Raw genomic sequence first — 20,354 nt, 5'->3', positions numbered from 1 at the left:
ATCAGCAAAAGCTGCTAAAATTTTATATCAAAAGCATAAAGTTTATTGGGTATGAATGATTGACATTAAATCACTTGTATCAGTAAGCAGGGGGATGATGATATTTACAGATCAACAATTTTATGTGATTTATCAGATATTATTCCACTTTTTTAATCTTGATATTGAAGAATCTATTAAGCCTGTGAGTACGATATGTTTGACTCAATGTCATTTGACCCTATTCGGTTTATCTTTATAGGAACAGCGCTATCATTTAAGGACAATCTCTGTTGATCAGGCATTCAACTGATTGACAGGTGAGAACATGCTCACTATTTTAACTTTTAAGTTCTTTTTTGGAACTTGTTATTTTTAGATTAATCCTTGAGGTGAGTCATGTCTACATCAGCAGCGATAGAAAAATCAAAGCAAAAAATACCTGCATCATTTCCAGTACGCCGTATGGATTATGAGTTTCAGGATATGCCTAAATATTGGTGTAATAATGAACCAACTTTTACGCATTACTTCACAGGTCTATCCACTTTGTTTCCAGAAGGTGAGTCTTATTTTGTTCGCTCAGTACGTGCATTAAGAGACAAGGTGAAAAGCAATCCAAAATTAGACCGTGATATTGGCGCATTTATTGGTCAAGAAGCCATGCATTCTAAAGAACATCACGCTTTTCATGTCAGCGCTCAACAATATGGTTTAGATCCTGAATCTTTAGAAAAGGTGACTGGGATAATACTCAAAGCGATAGAGCAGATTTTTCCGAAAAAATGGAATCTATTGGTTACGGTTGGTTTGGAACATTATACAGCAGTTCTTGTGGTGGAAATGATGAAAAATGTCAATGAGTTAATGACAGACACCACGATTCGTAACTTATGGCTTTGGCATAGTGTAGAAGAAACTGAACATAAGGCTGTGGCATATGATATGTACGAATATTTATATGGAAAAGGTTTAGATGCCTATATTCCTCGAGTCGCTATTTTCACCTTTAGTTTGGTGCTGATTACTGCTTTTTCAAATATCTATCAAATGGTATTGATGTCGAGAGACAAGCAATTATGGAATATTAAGTCTTGGGTAAAGTTTGCAGGTTTTGCAATGCAGTCCTATCGAAAGCTTATTCCTCAATTTTTCTCTTATTATCATTTTGACTTTCATCCGAATGATACAGACGAATCTGAAATTGTCGCGCAAAGCAAAGTAAAGATTGGCATTTCACCTGAACAATCTACATTTATTCAATAGCATGAGGGTTTAGCTTAACTTATTCATTAGGATAAATACATTGATACGCTCAATATGACTGGTCTAGAAATTATGCAAACATTTCTTAAAAGAACTCCAACTGACTCATGCAATTGCGAAAACGATGTGAACGAAAGAGGCTGGAGAGCTTGAATTTAGTTGAGTTTTATTTATTGTAATTGGATAAATGCTCAAGTGCTTCGGGTAAATGGAGGAGTTGTTTAATCAATCTCAAAAATAATAAAGGGGGGATATCCGGTAATGAAATCATGGATCGAATATGCCCCACATTGTGTGCTCAAATCGAATGATAAAGAACGGTGGTACTATCCTTTATCGTTTAAAGTATGTGCCTTAGCCAAATACTTTTCCATCTCTTCTTCAGGAACCATACCTCCGCCAGTTCCCCAAATAATATGATTGGCATTTTTGAATTGTTTTTGACTAAGCTGATGGAGCGTTGCATAGTTTTGCTGTTGATGGATCAAAATTGGTCCAAGCATGCCTGCCAGTGCTGAAGGTTCCAATTTCAGTTGTTCAGAATCATTGAGCAGCCCTAACAAGAGATACATGCTTTCATCGCTCAATGTATAAAACCCATCCAGCAATCGTTGCATGGCACGTCCAACAAAACCCGATGCTCGTCCAACCGCAAGACCATCCGCAGCAGTGATATTATCAATGCCTAATGCTTGAACTGATATTTCATCATGCAACCCTGTCGCGACACCAAGCAACATGCATGGTGAATGGGTCGGCTCAGCAAAAATACAGTGCACATGATCACCAAATGCCATTTTTAAACCAAATGCGACACCACCCGGACCTCCACCAACACCACAGGGTAAGTAGACAAATAACGGATGTTCTTGGTCGACAAGAATATTTTTTTCATTTAATTGTTTTTTTAAACGTTGTCCAGCAACCGAATAACCTAAGAAGAGTGTTTGTGAGTTTTCATCATCAATGAAAAAACAATTTGGATTATTCTGCGCTAATTTTCGACCTTCCTCGACGGCGACACCATAGTCTTCGGCATATTCAATTACCGTCACATTGTGCGCGCGTAATTTATCTTTTTTCCATTGGCGTGCATCTGCTGACATATGTACAGTCACATCGAAACCAAGTTGAGCACTCATGATTCCAATCGAAAGACCTAGATTTCCTGTGGAGCCGACAGCAATACTGTATTGGCTGAAAAAGGTTTTAAATGTTGGGCTAGCCAGTTTTGTATAGTCATCTTCATACGTCAATAACCCTGCTTGAATGGCAAGTTTTTCAGCATGATAAAGCACTTCATAAATCCCGCCCCGTGCTTTAATCGAACCCGAGATCGGGAGATGGCTATCTTTCTTTAGCCAGAGTTGTCCTGGTATTGATTGCCCATAATGTTGTTCTAATCGTTGTTGCATATTTGCAATGCTTACCAGTTCTGATTCTATAATGCCTTTGGAGGGCTTTGTTTCTGGGAAGGCGTGCATTAAATAAGGGGCAAAACGAGTTAAGCGGTCACTGGCATCATCTATATCTTTTTGAGTCAATCCAACATAAGGCAGACCCTCTGCAAGTGATGTAAAATTTGGATTGAACCATATCGTTTCTTTTAAAGAAATGAGATCAGCAACAATAGGATATTGAGTGATCAATTGGTGAATATGTTGAGCATCCATAAAAGTATTCCTGAGATCATCTGTGCAAGTCGCCATAGATCAGTCAATCGTTTTCAATTATCTTGCACTTACTTCGAAATCATTTTCGTAGCATGTGCTTGTATGATCAAGCTTTGATGATTGGGCTATTGAAGTTAAATTTGAAAAATCTGTCAAACGAAGAAATTTGATCTATGCATTAAACTCATTCATGTGAACAGTGAACACATTGGGATGATGTTTTATAGTCAATCTGCGAAAAACTCATAGAGTCAATATAATTTCTAGATCAATAAAATTGATGCGATAGATATTTTATTTGATGATATAAAGCTTGTAATGCCACGCTTTATGGCTAACCTTTAAATCGATTTACGTAGACGATACTTCACTTTGATCAATCCATTTTTAGTAGAATCGTATTCTTGCGCTGCAAACAACGCAGTGCTTTGTTTTTGCTCATTTATCCCCGCTTAACATGGCGACATTCAAGTCAGCTCACGATAGCAAGACCATCTATGATTCAAAAGTGAAAAATATACGAATCATCCAAAGTTTCTAAAAATTCGTATAAACGATATAGAGTTCATTTGGAATAAATGATTAATATCAAATCACTGGTATGAATAATCAGGAAGTTTGACTATATTTTGATTTTAAATCAATGCTGTATGATCAATGTCGGTCACCAAACAGGATCAGCTATTGCATAAAAGTTTAATTCAAGGTCTAAAGGAAAATGCATGAACAACGCACATAAAAATCTAACGGGTTTTCAATTTTCCAAGCTTTATACATTCGAAGTTGCAGCGCGGCATGAATCTTTTGCTTTGGCAGCAGAAGAACTGTTTTTAACACCGAGTGCTGTGAGTCATCAAATAAACCAGTTAGAAAAAGAACTCGAGATCAAACTGTTTTTACGATTGCATCGTAAAGTGAAGCTTACACCTGAAGGAACACGGATTCTCGATGCTTTACAGTATTCTCTAGATGTATTAAATAGTGAAATCAATGCATTAAAAAATCAGTCTTTGGTTGGTGCTTTGACCTTATATGCAAGACCATCAATCGCACAGTGCTGGTTATTACCCCATTTGCCTGATTTTGTTCAGCGTTATCCCCATATTCAACTTTCAATTTTGACAGGTAATGAAAATGTGAATTTTCAGCGTACTGGAATTGATCTTGCCTTGTATTTTGATCATCAACCTTCTACTCAACTGAATTATCAATATTTAATGGATGAATCAATTATTCCTGTATGCAGTCCTGAGTATGCTGAAAAGATTAAATTGAACAATAACTTAGAGAAGTTAAAAGATTGTACATTGTTGCATGATTGTCAGGCATGGAGTAATGGCACAGGAACAGAAGAATGGAATAGCTGGGCACAACATTTTCGCGTTCCTATAGAACATCTAGCTCAGTTAAGTTTTGATCGTTCTGACCTTGCATTGACTGCTGCAAAAAATCATTTAGGGATGGCAATGGGACGCAAAAAATTAATTGAAAATGACTTAAAAAATGGTGTGCTGATTATGCCATTTCAAAACATGGAGTTGAAATGTGAACAGCATTATTATCTCGTTTCATTAAAAAATAATGTATTACCCAAAGTCAAAGCGCTTACTGATTGGCTATTAGAGCTTGTGAAAAAACAATCAACCCATTGAATAACAGCGAGCAATAAAAAAACATTGAGCAGAAAATTCGAATTTGCGCCAAGCAATTTTATTGTGATTGTGTGTTAGATTCATCGGCGATACTGCCCAAATTCCGAAAAATATGCTGGTTTTACATCCTGTTGATGTTATTTTTAATGTTTAAATTATGGTGATTATATTTAAATTATTTTAAATAAAATGTTGTTTTGTTTAGCATTTATGAATGATTAAAGTGAGAAAATTGAGTGACTTATCTTTATTTTGAAGTTCAAACATAAAAAATGCATATTGTAAATAATAATCTAATTGATTATTATTCTCATTTATTAAGTTGTGTGTCTATTTGTAATTCGTATGGGATTAAGTTTTCTACGATGGGCTAAAGCAAAAATACACATGGTTAATGATTATCAATATCATTTTAATAAAAGGCTTCTCCCGCATGAATGCAAATCCTTTTGAACTTTACCAAACCGCTCAGTCTCACCGTTTGGAGTTAAAACCGCGTTATTTATCATTATGTTTGTTTGCATTGATGGCAGCAGGTGCAAGTTCAGGCAGTTTTGCAGAAGAACATCGTTTAGAAAAATCCAAATCTGATAATCAATATAATTCTTTAGCTACGATTACAGTTTATGCACAGTATGAAAATGACGCACCTGTTAGTCGGACATCCATCAATCGAGAAAACATGGATCAAACGGGCGTCACAGACATGGCGGGTATCGTGAAATATTTACCCTTGGTAAATGCGCCATTTTCTGTTGGTGGTGGCGGAACTTTTTTTGATGGAACTGGAACCAGTAGTTATAACATCCGCGGTATAGATGCAAACAGAATCGGTTTGGATGTCGATGGGGTTGATTTAGCAGATGCAACGGTGAGTACTTATGTACCACCAAAAAGTATGAGTAAACGTGGTGCTGGTCGAGATTATATTGAGCCAGAAATGTTCACCACAGTAGATATTGTTTCAGGCACAACTGATGTTTCCACAGATGGTATCGGTGGTCGAGTTTCATTTAAAAATAAATCACCAGAAGATTATTTAGTGGATGGTAAAACAGTCGCAGGGACTGCAAAAGCAGGTTATAGTTCTGCGGATCAAGCATGGTTATCGTCTGTCACTGGGGCTGTAGGTAATGATGATGTTAAAGCACTTGTCGCCTACGCACATCGTGAAGGGAATGAAACCAAGCCAAACTCAAAAACTCCTGCATTTCCATCAGATTGGACTTCAGATGCGGTGCTGACACGTTTATTGTGGAATTTATCAGACCAACATCAACTGAATTTTACCGCTGATTATTATAAGAAAAAAACTGACACAAAGGATATTGCTGCAAACTTATTCTCTAATTTTAAAAGTGATGCGAGACAACACCAAGATATTGATCGAACACAATTCAGTATTCTACATACCTATAAACCAAATGATTTCCAGCTTTTCGATCAACTGAATAGCAAAATATGGTATCAGGAATCGAATAATGATACCGCGACAGCCTTTATGAACAGTGCAACAGTTGCACGTGATTTTTCAACAACTTATAAAGAGAAAAATACCGGCTTAAAAATAGATGCTAAAAAAGAGTTTAAAAATCAAAAGCTAAAATATGGTATTGCAGCAGATAAGAAAGAATATGCCAGTACTAAAGTTGACTTACGAAATGGTCAAACCATTTCAAGCATTTATCAAGGTGGTTATCTCTTAAACTCTGAATTGAAACGTTACTCTGCTTATGCATCAGATGAGTTTAGTCTAGATGTGCTGGGACGTGATTTAATTTTAACACCTGCTGTCCGTATAGAGCGCCAAGAATTTAGACCTGAGATCACGTCTTATAGCGATGTTCAGGCGAAAGACTATAACTATGTATCTCCGAGCTTTTCAGCCAGCTATCAATTTACGCCGAGTAATTATAGCTATTTAAAATATTCGAGAGGCAATCGAATCCCATCACCAACAGAAATTGGTGGGGTTTATCAAACCACACCTGGAAATCCGAGTTATATCGTCATTGGTAATTCTAACTTGAAAAAAGAAACCAGTGATGCATTTGAATTGGGTTTAAGAAATACATCAATTGATGGTATCAAATTTGATGTGACTGGGTTTTATACCAAATACAAAGATTTTATCGACTATTACAACTATGGAACAACTCCACAATATCCTTATGGTTACTACAGAGCTGAGAATTTAGCTGATGCACAGATTTGGGGAGGAGAACTGTCTACGCGTATTGATTTAGGACAGTTTATTCCAAACTCTGATGGCTACAGCTTGGCATTGGTTGCGGGTAAAACCAAAGGATCAGCAAAAAATAAAAATGGCGGCAAAAGTGGTGTGAATTCAGTTCAACCAGAAAAGGGAAGCTTGACGTTTGCTTATGATGATCCGAATAAAGTATTTGGATTAGGGATGACAGCTACAGCAGTTGGCGGAAGAATGGCAACTAAGGACGTCACGTCTTATCAGGATGATATTAAATATCAAAATGTAGCAGGTTATACCGTTTTTGATTTGTCCGCTTATTGGAACGTCAACAAATTCACCAAGCTGAATGTAGCATTCAATAATATCTTTGATAAGACGTATTGGGACTATGCCGCAGTTGGTACGCTTACCGGCGCAAATCAGGCAAGTATGATTGACCGTGCTGCTGAACCTGGTCGTAATGTCGTTGCAAGTATTGAATTTAAATATTAATTTTTTTTAATCACCTGCTAGAAAGTTTTTTTTAATCCAGCAAATACGTATATTTAAGGATATAAACATGAAAAAATTGGCACTCTTGATTGCAACGATCACAGCAATGACCAGTTCCGTATCAACCATTGCGGAAACATTAGAGCAAACGGATGTTTACCAGCAGGCATATGCACTGTATATGCTTTATCACTCCAACAACAAAGACCAAACGGCTCCAAGTTTGATTAAACAATATCCTCAAGATTATGCTGAATTATTTAAGGGAAATAAAAAAGTTACGCAACAGCAGTTTGTTCAATTTGAGCAAGTACGCTTAGAGCCCTTGCTGAAACAGCGTCGTGAAATGTCTGAAAAACAGGCGCATGTACGTTTCGGTATTTTGGATAACAACAAAGATCAAAAATTGACCTTGAAAGAATTTCAAGAAACGGGTCTAAAAACCTTCAATCAGTTTGACAAAAATCAGGATGGTTTGATTAATGCTGAGGATGCAAAATTATCAGACAACACTAATGCAACTCATGATGGTTTTAGAGTGAAATTACCGATTTCGATGCCTATGCCAAGCAATACACAAGAATTCATTACACAGTATGGTCAAGGAAAGAACTATGTCACGCTTGGAGATTATTTGACTGCACGAGATAAGCAATACTTTGCCACTGATGCTAACGGTGATCATATTGTGACTGAGAAAGAATATGTTGATGAGTTTATGCAACGCTTTGACCAAAACATAGCATCAGGAAAACTCAAAATGCAGGAAACCGCAGCGCAACAATTCCAAGCCATCAGTAAAGGTAAAACCACCATCCAACATGCTGATCTTCAACAGTTCGCTAAAAAACTGAATCAATCCATTCGTCAATAAGTCATTATTTTGCTCAGCCATTTTCGAATGGCTGAGTAATTTTGTATAAAATTTCAAGCCACTGATAAATATGATTATTTTCCTAATTTTGATATATCGTCAGTCTGTTGAAAAACGCATACTGTAAAATATAATTTCAATAGACCTCTTGCGTTAGTCAAAATTTGAGCAGCTGTGATCTTTGTTATATAGTTAATCTGTTGAAAAATTCATACAGTAGAATATCATTTCTGTTTATCAATAAAATTAAAGCGATCAATATATTGTTTGATGATATAAAGCTTGCATTGCCACGCTTTAGCTCTAAAGTTTAAATTGTTTTGCGTAGGCGATACTCTACTTTTCAGAGATGAAAAGTAACAAAAATCTTCTGTTGAGCGAGGGGTACATCCTAATACCCCCGCTCAACATGGCGACATCCATGTCGCCTCGTGATAGCAAGACTGTTTATGATTCAAAAGTAAAAAATAAATGAATCATCCAAATCCCTTGTATGAATAATCAGGCGGTTTGACTATATAAGGTATTGCATATAGCTAAATGACCCAAAAACCTACTTTCGCAAGAGGTCTAATAGATCAATAAAATGAACGTTAAGACAAACCATAAAGTTCATTGAATATGCAGGATTTATATCAAAACACTTATATGAATAATCAGGCAGTTTGACGATACAGTTTCATTATTCTAAAATGAATGGATATGAAACACCTGATTGAAATATAAAAATAATTTTATAGATCATTATGCTTTATAAAACTATGGCTTTTATCTATTTCACGTTTAAGGTGCACGTAAAACAGTTCTAAAGCCAACATGTGTCGCAGCCAAATCAAACTCCTGAGGGTAGCGACTGCTGTTGCGATAACGAGAACAAAAATTAGAAGCACATAAAAAAGAACCGCCTTTAATCACGTACTGAGTACCCGCAATACGCTGTTGACGAAGATCTGCATAATTCCCCATGTGTTGATCGTGTGCCCCTCGATAAATAGATGAGGTCCATTCCCAAACATTGCCAATCATATCAAACAACTTAAAGGCATTTGCAGCATAACAGCCCACTGGAGCAACGCCTTCAAAGTGATCTGCTTGTGTGTTATTAAATGGAAATTCACCTTGCCAATAATTGGCTTGAGGGTGTTGATGTGCATCTTCTGGTGTTTGGTGTAATGGTGTATCTGTGGTCGATCCTGCTTTGGCAGCATACTCCCATTCTTGTTCTGTGGGTAAATCATGCCCCAACCAAACAGCATAATGTTCGGCATCATTTTGAGTGACATAGCGAACAGGTTCAGCAGGCAGCGGTGCTTGACCTTTAGCACCATTTGGACTTTTCCACGTATAGTCTGCTTTGAGTTGCCACCATTGTTGAGGCGTCTGCTTATTCGGAGAAAATACAGCAGCTTGATGCTGTTTTTCAGCATCTGTGATGTAGCCCGTTGCCTTTACAAAACTGGAGAATTGGGCAACGGTAACCTCCGTTTGGTCGATCCAGAAACTTTCAACCTGACGTTGTTTTGCTCCAAAATTGATTTCGTCTGGATAAGCTTGATTAGAACCGAGCTGAAATGAACCTTTGGGAATCCGTACCATTCCTGCGGTTGGGTTTTGCCCCCACGCCTCTGGTAAGCCTGAATATTCTTGGCATTGCTTTAATGTGCCAAGTTGAGCCAATTGAGTTTGTTGCTGTGGTGAAGGGCGATCAGGTTGTACCTTACTACAGCCTGCCATAAGTGACAGGCTATACAATAAAATGGGAACATGCTGAAGCTTCATTGAATATTGTATTCCTTCACTCCATTTTGTTGGGTATATTTGTTATATACCTCAATGAGTTCCTGTACTTTTGTTGGATTGTCCTGTGCCAAGTTTTTGGTTTCACCACGATCATTGTTTAAGTTATATAGTTCCCAAGTTCCTGTACCCAACTCAGCTTTGCCTTGTAAAGCAATTTTCCAGTCTCCTTGGCGAGCATACTTACTGCCATGCAGTTCATCCGCAAAACTAAATTGAGCTGGGCGAATCCATTGTGCTTTATTTTCTAGTACAGATTTCCACGAGTAACCACTTGGGGTATTAATTTGACGTCCTTTGTATTGACCTTGTGGAACTGTAATATTGGCATACTCCAACACAGTTGGGAAAACATCCAGTACTGAAGCAAAGCCATGATGAATTGCTTGAGCCTGAGTTTGGTTTGGAAGTTTTACAATGGCTGGTGCGGTGGTCGCCCCTTCACCTGCGGTATCTTTCCATAAATGGAATGGTGCTGCACTGACTTCAGCCCAACGAGGACCAACATAGTGATAAGAGCTGGCTGTACCAACATTATTTAAGTTGTTGTCAAAACCTGACTCTGCACCATAGCTACCTCGGATAAAGCCTTCAGCACCATTATCAGAAACAAAGAAAATTAAGGTATTGTCATATAAGTGATTACGTTTGAGATATTGAATGACACGACCGATATTGGCATCCAAGTTTTCCACCATGCCCGCATAAATTTCCATTCTGCGTGCTTCTAAAGCCTTTTGTTCAGCGGAAAGTTCATTCCATTTGCCATATTTTTGAGGGGCATTCTGTGTTGCAATCGGTTCAGCAGCCGTAAAATTGGCAGGAATCAGTCCCAGTTGTTTTTGTCGTGCAATACGGGCATTACGAATCGCATCATAGCCGACATCGTAAACGCCACGATAACGATCTCGATATTCTTGAGGTGCTTGAATTGGCCAGTGTGGCGCTGTATAAGCCGCATAAGCAAAGAATGGCTTACCTGAGTTTTTACCAGACTCTAAATAACTGAGTAGCTTATCGGTGAAATAATTGGTCGAGAAGAAATCATCAGGCAGTGATGAGATTGGAACTTGTTTGCCATCTTCGGTATAGGTGGCATTACGTTTATAGACCGTAGGGGCTTGTTTAAAATGTAAATCCAAACCCTGCAATAAAGTGAATGAGTGATCAAAACCTTTGGCCTGTGCATTGGTTTCTGAGGTTAAACCCAAGTGCCATTTTCCACTGATATAGGTGCGATAACCATTGTCTTTAAGCACCTCTGCGATTGAAAGGGAACGTTCGTTTAAATAACCTTCATATCCAGGTTGTCCTTTTAAATGCGCAGGAGTAAGTTCAGCCATCGCTCCAATCCCTGCTAAGTGATGATCAGTACCTGAGATCAATTGTGAACGCGTCGGTGAGCAGGTAGGTGCAGTATGATAATCGGTTAAAATACGTCCTTCTTGGGTCAGTGCATCAAGGTTTGGGGTATGGATTTCACCACCAAAAGCGCCTAAATCTGAATAGCCAAGATCATCAGCCATGATAAATAAGATGTTCGGTTGTTTTTGAGTTCCCACACTAGCATTGGATTCATTTGAATCACTGTCATTACAGGCTGAAATAGAAAGGCTGAATAAAGCAATAGAAAGTGTTGTAAGAAGATTTTTACCAGACATACGTGTCGACTTGATTTTATAAAAATTGAGCTGAGTTTAGAGGGTTAATTTTTACGGTAAAAATAATTAAAATTTGATTGTTAATCTTAAAAAATGAAAAGACTCAAAGTTCAGTCTAAAAATAAAATTGAAGGCACTTTCTAAGATTCGTGATAAGGTGAAGTTTTATTCTCTTTATTATGTTATGTAATTGAAACTTGAGAAAAACTCATCAATATTATTGAGATAATGTAGACAGGTCTGTCTAGACTTTGTCGCTATTTTTTAGTACACTACATCACAATCTAAAATCAAACAATAAACCATGTCTAACAATATTTATGTTGCTCTAGAGCAGTTGGGACTTACAGCGCAAAAGCGCGCCATACATTTGCAATTTTCAAATACCGCGCTCAATGATCAAGTTTTTCTTCAGCGCATTGAGGGCACACATCAGTTGAATGAGGGAATTCAACTGCAATTGATCTGTCTTTCGACAAATTCAGCAATACCTTTAAAGCAGTTTATTGGTGCTCAAGTTGCTGTTGATATCGTCAATGATCAATCCGAACTCAATCGGATTTCAGGGATTGTCACCCATGCAGATGCAGGCGCGAGTGATGGTTCTCTTTGCATCTATCGTCTTAAGGTTGAAGACCCAACCGCACTGTGGAAACATCGTAGAAATTCCCGTGTGTTTATGGCGAAGTCGGCTGTTGAGGTAATCCAAACCGTATTTCAGGAATGGGTGCAACGTAGCCCACTGTTTGCTTCAAGTCTCACTTTAGACAAGAGCGGACTGACCAAAGACTATGATGTCCGTCCATTCCTCATGCAGGCATCTGAAAGCGATTTCGACTTTCTAACACGTTTGATGAGAGCTGAAGGAATTAATTGGCTAATTGATGAAGCTCAGCTGAAAGTGTCGAATACAACCGAACAAATTCAAGCACAAAAGTTAAGATTAATCGATGATAATGCTCAATTTAGTGCCTTGGAACGCCGTAACATTCGTTTTCATCGTAGCTCCGCTGTAGAAGCGAGCGATTCAATCATTCATTTTACAGGACAACGTTCACTTCAACCGACCTCAGTCCATATTCAACGCTGGCAAGCCGATGTATTAGATACAGATGAAGGTGCTGGTAGCGTTCAAAGTAAACACAACCATAGTGAAAATTATGACAATGCCAGCCTAGGTTTAGAACAAGCTTGGCACTTTAGCCCTGCATGGATACAAGATCTCAATGGAGAAGATGGTGCAACGCCATCGGGCAACAGTCAGGTTGAGCGCTTTAACCAAAACCTCAGCAATTACTATAATGTGCAAGCCAAACAATTTACTGCGATCTCGACAGTACGAGATGCGCAGGTTGGCTATCATTTCGAACTGAATGAACATCCAAGCATAAATCTAAAAGATACTGCTGATCGGCAATTTCTGATCATATCCAAAACCTTTTATAACCAAAATAATTTACCGAAAGACTTAACCAACCAAGTCGAAACTTTGTTAAAACAAAGTGATTGGCAAATCACCAATATCACCACAAACAATAGTGAGGAACGCCAAGCCAATACACTGACGTTACTACGACGTAATATTGCGATTGTTCCTGAATATAATCCACTGCAACACCGTCCGATCGCATCACCACAACGCGCGATCGTTGTGGGTCCAAGTGGCGAAGAAATCCATGTCGATGAATGGGGGCGCATCAAAGTCCGCTTTCTGTTTACCCGTAATGAAGACAATACGCATGATGGTGGTGCAGGCTCGAATGACAATGATACCGACTCGGCTTGGGTCGATGTGCTGACCCCGTGGGCAGGCGAAGGCTATGGGGCAAGATTCTTACCGCGTATTGGGGAAGTTGTTGTTATCGATTTCTTTGCGGGGGATATTGACAGACCATTCATCGTTGGGCGCATCCATGAAGGATATCGTCATCCAACTCAATTTGATGGCAAAGGCAAACTGCCAGATACCAAAAAGTTATCAGGGATTAAAAGTAAGGAATATCAGGGCAGTGGTTACAATCAGCTACGCTTTGATGATACTAAAGGGCAACTTAGCAGTCAGCTACAGAGTAGTCATGGCGCGAGTCAACTGAATCTTGGAAAGCTCAGTCATCCAAAAGATCAAGCAGAAAGTGATGATCGTGGTGAGGGCTTTGAATTACGCACAGACCAATGGGGTGCATTACGCGCAGGGCAAGGCTTACTGATTTCGACCTATGCTCAAGATCAAGCCAAAGGTGATCATTTAGAGAGTCAGATTGCCCAAAAGCAACTTGAAAGCAGTCAGACCAATAGTAAAGCTTTAAGTGATATTGCTAAAAACCAAAAGACCGATGAAATTGAGTCGATTGAGCAACTGAAAGCTTTTGCTGAAGCAATTGAAAAAGATATTGCCAAGTATAAAAAAGCAATCATGCTGTTAAGTTCAGCTGATGGCATTGCCCTGAGTACGCCTGAAGATATTCACCTTTCAGCAACAGGCATTATCAATCATAGTGCAGGCGACAGTATTAACTTCAGTACCCAAAAAAATCTGTTGGGACATGCGTTAGGAAAAGTGAGTTTATTTGCGGCACAGGGCGGCATAAACTTTATTGCGGCACAGGGTAAATTTAATATTCATGCGCAGTCAAATGCTTTAGATGTATTTGCCAAGCTTGGAATCACCATTTCTTCGACTGAAGACCGAATAGAAATCAGTAGCCCGAAAGAAGTATTGATTACTGGTGGTTCATCGCAAATCGCATTGAATGGCTCAGGAATTTTCCCCAAAACAGGTGGAAAGTTCGAAGTCAATGCAGGGCAACATACCTTTAAGCCGGGTGCCAGTGTCAGTAAATCAGCACAACTTCCACCATCGAATCCAATGAAAGGGGCACTGGACTTACTGAAAAGTTATGGTGGAAAGGATTTCTTTAAGCAAACAGGCTTTAATGTCATTGATTCATTTGGCAAGCAAGTTTCTGGCAAATTGGATGGCAATGGTTTTGCAAAAGTGACAGGTATTGCACCTGGACCTGCCAAAGTTGAATTTGAAACCGATCCGCGTAGTGCTTGGAATCAAGGTAGTCATTTTAATCGTGATTATACATGGTCAGAAGAAGCAGTCGGTGGCGTCACTGGTTTTGCCCAAAATGCCTTAAAATCGATGGGACAAAATATGATGTCTCAACTTAAGGATAATTTGTTCTCACTGAATGGTGATTCCCTAAAAAACATGGGTAAAAATGCTCTAAAAGACCTTGGAACACAAAGTCTAGGGCAGTTTAAACAACAATTTACTCAAAGTGCATTAGGTTCAGTCTCTTCAGCAATGAATTTAAATCTGTCTCCATCTCAGATGATGAATGTTGGACAGATGATTGCCAATCCAAGCCAAACCTTACAAAACATCAAAGACCAAGGTATCGATTTCTTTAAAGATCAAGCTTCAGCTGCCTTCGCTCAAAAGAGCAGTGGTTTGTTGTCTAACTTAACATCAGCAACAGGTTTCGGTTCGGGATTAGGGCAAGGCTTTGTCGCAGAATCTTTTGGCTCAGGTCAAAACCTTGCAGATACGCCTGTAAAAGTGGTCGATGATTTTGTGAAAAAGGACGAGTATTTTTCTCGGTTCTTGACGTATAGCATTACCACGCGCAAAGGCGAAGCATCTTCATCACCGACCATAGCACAGAGTATTCCTCAAACTGTAAGTCAGCCTTCACCAATCTTGACCCAGAACACTTCGCCAGTTTCACCCCCTCAAGAGGTGAAAAAACCGCAGTCGATTTATAATATGGATAAAGATGTGGTGCGTATGGATTTAGAAGAATCCCGTTACGTCACCAAACAAGTGACGGTACGCAAAACTACGCCTGAAGATCCAGATGTATATAGTGCACGCAATAAGTGATTGAGTATTTTTAGATTTTTCTTGATTGAAATTAAAAATTAAAACGTATTAAGGTTAAGCCCATGGCATTTATAGACAGTAAAAACCAGACCGCAGGGTCCAATACAACAGAAACATCTCGCACAAACAATACAAAGCCAGCAGTCGAATTGGCAGTATTTAACTTAGCCAGTATGACGCATACAGAAGACCATAAATTTATTGCGCACCAAATTCAGAAATACCTACAAGCATGCGGAAATACCAGTCTCGAACAAATCAAAGCTAGTGCCAATGTCCCGACAGTAGCCAATATTTTTGCATTGTCTGGTAGTGTGTTAGATCTGATTCTATTTGCCGCAGAACCCAAACAAGCTGATGCCGGTGTACAACAAGCAGCATTGTTGAGTATGAACTTAATTGGTTTATTTTTACAACCGAACACCGAAGCTCATGTGCGTATGGCATTACGTCCAATGTTGGGGTTAATGGCTGAGTGTTTATATCCAGCCGATGGCAAAATTAAAGAAGCCGACTTACGTCGTATGCAGTTGCACTTAAATGCCCAAATGGCAGGGGATTTAGAAAAATTCCTACAAGAAACACAAGCCAAACTCACAGGCTTACTGTCCAGTGCAACAACACTGGGGTCTTCAATCTTGCAAGCCTTTACCACCAGTGTGGCAGGTGGATTGCCAAGCATCGCTTCAGCAGGTGCAACAGCTGAAAAGCGAGACCCCAACCTACAATTTAGCAATTGGGCGCAGCCATTGATTGATTTGTTGGGCGCACCCGCACAAGCAGACATGACTGCAAAGATTTCAGCGCCTCATTTAACTTTGCAAACGGAAGTTCAAAAAGCAGCCCCATTACTTGCTACAGCGATCCAACAACAAAGCAATGCGGGTACACGATATAGCCTAGCTTGGCTGATTCAAGAAACCCTAAACGCCATTCAAACACAGGGAAAAAAAGCCACAGCCAGCGTCCCCCTCAACCAAACAGGCGAACATGAACAACACATCAATGGTGATATTTTAGAGTTTGTGACCTTACAGCCTGATGCGTTAAATGATCCGATTTGTGCAACATTAATTGAAGATCAAAGCTCTAAAACAGAGCACAGTATCAGCTATGCGATTGGTGCTGAACGGGTCAATCACGCAGACTTCTATTTACCTAAACTGGGTTTTGCCTTTAGCCGACAATATAACTCACAGATGAATGAGTTTGACTACAGTATGATCGGTGCACGATGGATGATGCCATTCTCCAATGTGATCATACACAACGCACAGGGCTACTTATTTATCGACAGCAATGGGCGCAAACACCAACTACCAGCCTCGATTGTCGATGAACGCTATCAAGTTCCCTTTGAAGGTTTTAGTGTCGCACCCTATGAACAGGGAGATTTATTACTCAACTTTGGTTCAGACTGGAACTTCCATTTTCATAGTTTTAATGCTGGAAAACATTACCATCTGGTCCAACAATACAATGAACAGACCGATGAAAAAGTCGTACTGACCTATTTATTATACGAACAATTTGCCTACTTGCAGGGCATCGATTTCCAATTGAAACGCGCCAAACATTTACTTAAATTTGCTTTTAACGAGCAAGCCAAAATCATTGCCGCATTTGTTGATGAACAAGCAGAACCCTTAGCACGCTATGAATACGATACACAGGGCAACCTGATTAAAGCCACGGATCAAAATGGGCATACGCGCAATTATGAATATAACCAAGCCCATCAATTGACCCGTTATACCGATCGTACAGGGCGTGGACAAAACATCCGTTATGAATCGACCTCGCCCAAAGCCAAAGCGATTGCAGAGTGGGCAGATGATGGCAGCTTTAAAACCCGCTTAGAATGGCATCCACGCCTACGTCAAGTTGCGGTCTATGATGCCTATGATGTACCAACCTATTACTATTTCGACTTAGACGGTTTTACCTACCGTACCCGTTTAGCGGATGGTCGAGAAAAGTGGATTTCCCGTGATCGTCAAAAACGCATTACCCGACAAATTGACTTTAATGGCTTAGAAACAGAGCAAGTCTATAACGATCAAGATCAATTGGTAAAAATAGTACAGCCGAATGGTGGCATCATCCTGTTTGCCTATGATGAAGCAGGCAACCTGACTGAAACCAAAGATCCTGAAGGCAATATCTGGAAGAAAGAATATGATGCTGATGGCAATGTCAGCAAAGACATTAACCCATTAGGGCAGACCACCCAATATAAATATAACAATGACAACCAATTGGTTGAAGTGATTGATGCCAAAGGTGGCTCAAAGAAAATCCAATATAACGACCTTGGGCAAATGATCTCCTATACCGACTGTTCAGGAAAAAGCAGTGCTTGGGAATATGATGAAGACGGAACACTGACAGCACAAGCTGCTGCGGATGCACAACAAGTCCAATATCTATATAGCACTCAAGGCAAAGACAAAGGACAGCTGCAAACCATCATTTATCCTGATGGATTAAAAGAACAATTTGAACACGATGAAGAAGGGCGCTTACTCAAACATACCGATAGCAAAGGCTTAATCACCCAATACCAATACAACCCAGTTGGGCTACTAGAACAACGCATTGATGCCAATAGACACCAAATCGGCTACCAATGGGACAAACAAGGTCGGATTCAAAAACTGATCAACCAAAACCATGCTGAATACTTATTTGACTACAACCGTTATGGGCAATTGATCCGTGAACAAGCCTTTGATGGAGAAGAAAAACACTTTAGTTATGATGAGAATGGATTCCTATCGCAAATCCGTCAACCGAATATTCTGACTGAATTTAGCTACCATCAGGGTGGAGCGATTGCATCAAAAACCTATACCCATCTGCAGACTCGACACCGTCAAGTTGAAGAATTTGAATACAACCTAAACCATCAGCTCAGTAAAGCGACCAATGCAGAAAGCCAAATTGACTTTTATCGCAACCCACTTGGGCAATTGGTACGAGAACACCAACACTACAAAGTCCCGAATCTGCCTGCACTGAGCGCAGTACTACGTTACGAATACGATGAATTGGGCAATTTGACCCAAACCATCCGACCCGATGGACAAGTCCAAGTCAATCTCAGCTATGGCTCAGGGCATATCTATGGCATTGCTTTTAACCAACAAGACATGGTGGCATTCCAGCGAGATGATTTACACCGAGAAACCACACGCCTGCTTGCCAATGGCTTGGTACAAAACAAAAACTATAATGATGTGGGCTTACTCAGTTCACAAATCATTCGACATGAACAAGAAACACTCGATCAGTTACAACAACCCCAATTACAACAAGCAAAACATCAAGCAAAACATCAAGCAGAACGACATTACCACTACGATAACAACTACCTACCGGATTAGGTAAATTAAGCTATCAATACGACCCAATTGGACGCTTAATTAAAGCGCAAAACCCGTATAGTTCTGAAAGCTTTAGTTTTGATCCTGCGGGGAACTTAATCGACCCGGTTGCAACACAAACATCGCAAGTTAAAAATAACCTGATCACCCAATATCAAGGCAAGCACTACAAATATGATACGCAAGGCAATGTGATTGAAACCAGTCAATCAGGTCAGACCTTAAAACTGACTTGGGATAACCTTAATCGCCTGATACAAAGTGATCACAATGGTCAAATCACAAGCTATGGCTATGATGTATTTGGACGTCGATTATTTAAGAAAAATACCACTGAGGATAGTCTAACCTTATTTGGCTGGGATGGTGATTTGATGATCTGGGAGTCGCAACGATCAAACAAAGAAAATTACACCAAACACTATGTTTATGAACCAGATAGCTTTGTACCGTTATTACAAACAGGCTATACCCGTTTTATTCAACTGATAGAAACACCTGATTATCGTCAATTCCAAGATGTCCCTTATTCGATTTATAAAGATCCAGTGTGGAAAACAGACACCCAAAAGAACAAAGCTGAATTGGAACGTGTTGCGTTTTATCACTGCGATCAAGTCGGTACTCCGCAAACCTTAAGCAATGAGTTAGGTGAGTGTATTTGGGAAATTAAACAGGATACATGGGGAGCAGCTTTAGAAATTAAGGCAATCGAACAAGACAATCCATTTGGACATAGTAATATCCGTTTTCAGGGGCAATATTACGATAAAGAAACAGGTTTACACTATAATCGTTATCGTTATTACGAGCCGTATAGTGCAAGGTATGTGAGTAAAGACCCGATTGGGCTGTTGGGGGGACTTAATTTAAAAGATTATGTTCTTAACCCAATACAATGGTGTGATCCTTTAGGTCTTGCATCAGAAAGGGCTGGAACAAATGCAGCTATAGAAATATATAATAAATCAGCACCACATTTGCCAGACAATAGTATACCAATGGATAAGATTGTTGCCGCTCAACTTGAAAAATATGCAAAAGGAAAATCTGTTGGAGGTTCTACTACTGTTGGAGTTGGAGTTGGTATATATGCAACTTATAAAGGCAATGGGGTTTCTACATTAACAATGGAAAGAAAACTTGGTTTAGAATATGAATATGGTGTTTTTAAACGAGATGAGAAATGGAAATATAAATATGGTGAGCGTCAAGTAAATAGACCCTATGTTCAATCATGTGCAGGAACAGGAAAAGCAAAATATTGTGCAGGTGCTCATACAGATAAATTTAATCCTTACGTATATAAAGACAAAGCAGTAGGGCGCAGTCGTACACAAGGTATTTCAATTAGTCAAGGGAAGGAAATGGTCGGGAATCCAAATGGCCCATCTATTACACATGGAACAGGTCATACTTGGGATTTGGGGGCACATGGTTTTCCTTCAACATACTAAGGAAAACCATGAA

8 protein-coding genes and 1 pseudogene are annotated in these 20,354 nt (G+C 39.4%); 6 read left to right on the top strand and 3 right to left on the bottom strand.

The window, feature by feature from the left end; translation table 11 throughout:
• The first annotated feature begins 378 nt into the window (after positions 1-378).
• Positions 379-1,245, top strand: a complete 867-nt coding sequence (locus tag F938_RS06835; RefSeq protein ID WP_005030602.1) for a metal-dependent hydrolase — start codon at positions 379-381, stop codon at positions 1,243-1,245.
• A 326-nt stretch (positions 1,246-1,571) separates the two neighbouring features.
• Here the strand turns inward: F938_RS06835 and F938_RS06830 are convergent, their stop codons facing one another.
• Positions 1,572-2,918, bottom strand: coding sequence for a D-serine ammonia-lyase (locus F938_RS06830; RefSeq protein ID WP_005030600.1), 1,347 nt, complete (start codon positions 2,916-2,918; stop codon positions 1,572-1,574).
• Positions 2,919-3,640: 722 nt separating this feature from the next.
• On the opposite strand from F938_RS06830, the gene dsdC reads away from it, so the two are divergent.
• The 3 genes from dsdC to F938_RS06815 all read left to right on the top strand — a co-directional run bounded on the left by dsdC (position 3,641) and on the right by F938_RS06815 (position 8,148).
• Complete coding sequence (dsdC, locus tag F938_RS06825; protein WP_005030598.1) at positions 3,641-4,570, top strand: DNA-binding transcriptional regulator DsdC; 930 nt, start codon at positions 3,641-3,643, stop codon at positions 4,568-4,570.
• A gap of 433 nt (positions 4,571-5,003) precedes the next feature.
• Positions 5,004-7,274 (top strand): TonB-dependent receptor domain-containing protein, encoded by a 2,271-nt coding sequence (locus tag F938_RS06820; protein ID WP_005030596.1) that lies wholly within the window; start codon positions 5,004-5,006, stop codon positions 7,272-7,274.
• Between the two features lie 67 nt (positions 7,275-7,341).
• Positions 7,342-8,148: a hypothetical protein gene (locus F938_RS06815; RefSeq protein ID WP_005030595.1), complete on the top strand. Its 807-nt coding sequence runs from the start codon at positions 7,342-7,344 to the stop codon at positions 8,146-8,148.
• Between the two features lie 783 nt (positions 8,149-8,931).
• Here the strand turns inward: F938_RS06815 and F938_RS06810 are convergent.
• Positions 8,932-9,927, bottom strand: coding sequence for an SUMF1/EgtB/PvdO family nonheme iron enzyme (locus tag F938_RS06810; RefSeq protein ID WP_005030593.1), 996 nt, complete (start codon positions 9,925-9,927; stop codon positions 8,932-8,934).
• Positions 9,924-11,606 (bottom strand): arylsulfatase, encoded by a 1,683-nt coding sequence (locus tag F938_RS06805; protein WP_005030591.1) that lies wholly within the window; start codon positions 11,604-11,606, stop codon positions 9,924-9,926. Before F938_RS06805 ends, F938_RS06810 begins: the two co-directional genes overlap by 4 nt.
• Positions 11,607-11,910: 304 nt before the next feature.
• Here F938_RS06805 and F938_RS06800 point away from each other — a divergent pair, with 304 nt between their 5' ends.
• The gene (locus tag F938_RS06800; protein WP_005030589.1) at positions 11,911-15,498 is read left to right on the top strand and encodes a type VI secretion system Vgr family protein; all 3,588 of its coding nucleotides are present in this window, start codon (positions 11,911-11,913) and stop codon (positions 15,496-15,498) included.
• Between the two features lie 62 nt (positions 15,499-15,560).
• Positions 15,561-20,341: pseudogene (locus F938_RS06795) on the top strand (RHS repeat-associated core domain-containing protein).
• The last annotated feature ends 13 nt before the right edge of the window (positions 20,342-20,354 follow it).

Origin of the sequence: Acinetobacter bereziniae LMG 1003 = CIP 70.12, assembly GCF_000368925.1 — a bacterium.
Taxonomy (GTDB): domain Bacteria; phylum Pseudomonadota; class Gammaproteobacteria; order Pseudomonadales; family Moraxellaceae; genus Acinetobacter; species Acinetobacter bereziniae.
This window is presented reverse-complemented; position numbering and strand designations above follow the sequence as displayed.

Coding starts and splice junctions, on each gene's coding strand:
- F938_RS06830 (WP_005030600.1), bottom strand. CDS start 2,918: ATGGATGCTCAACATATTCACCAATTGATCACTCAATATCCTATTGTT.
- F938_RS06835 (WP_005030602.1), top strand. CDS start 379: ATGTCTACATCAGCAGCGATAGAAAAATCAAAGCAAAAAATACCTGCA.
- F938_RS06810 (WP_005030593.1), bottom strand. CDS start 9,927: ATGAAGCTTCAGCATGTTCCCATTTTATTGTATAGCCTGTCACTTATG.
- dsdC (WP_005030598.1), top strand. CDS start 3,641: ATGAACAACGCACATAAAAATCTAACGGGTTTTCAATTTTCCAAGCTT.
- F938_RS06815 (WP_005030595.1), top strand. CDS start 7,342: ATGAAAAAATTGGCACTCTTGATTGCAACGATCACAGCAATGACCAGT.
- F938_RS06800 (WP_005030589.1), top strand. CDS start 11,911: ATGTCTAACAATATTTATGTTGCTCTAGAGCAGTTGGGACTTACAGCG.
- F938_RS06820 (WP_005030596.1), top strand. CDS start 5,004: ATGAATGCAAATCCTTTTGAACTTTACCAAACCGCTCAGTCTCACCGT.
- F938_RS06805 (WP_005030591.1), bottom strand. CDS start 11,606: ATGTCTGGTAAAAATCTTCTTACAACACTTTCTATTGCTTTATTCAGC.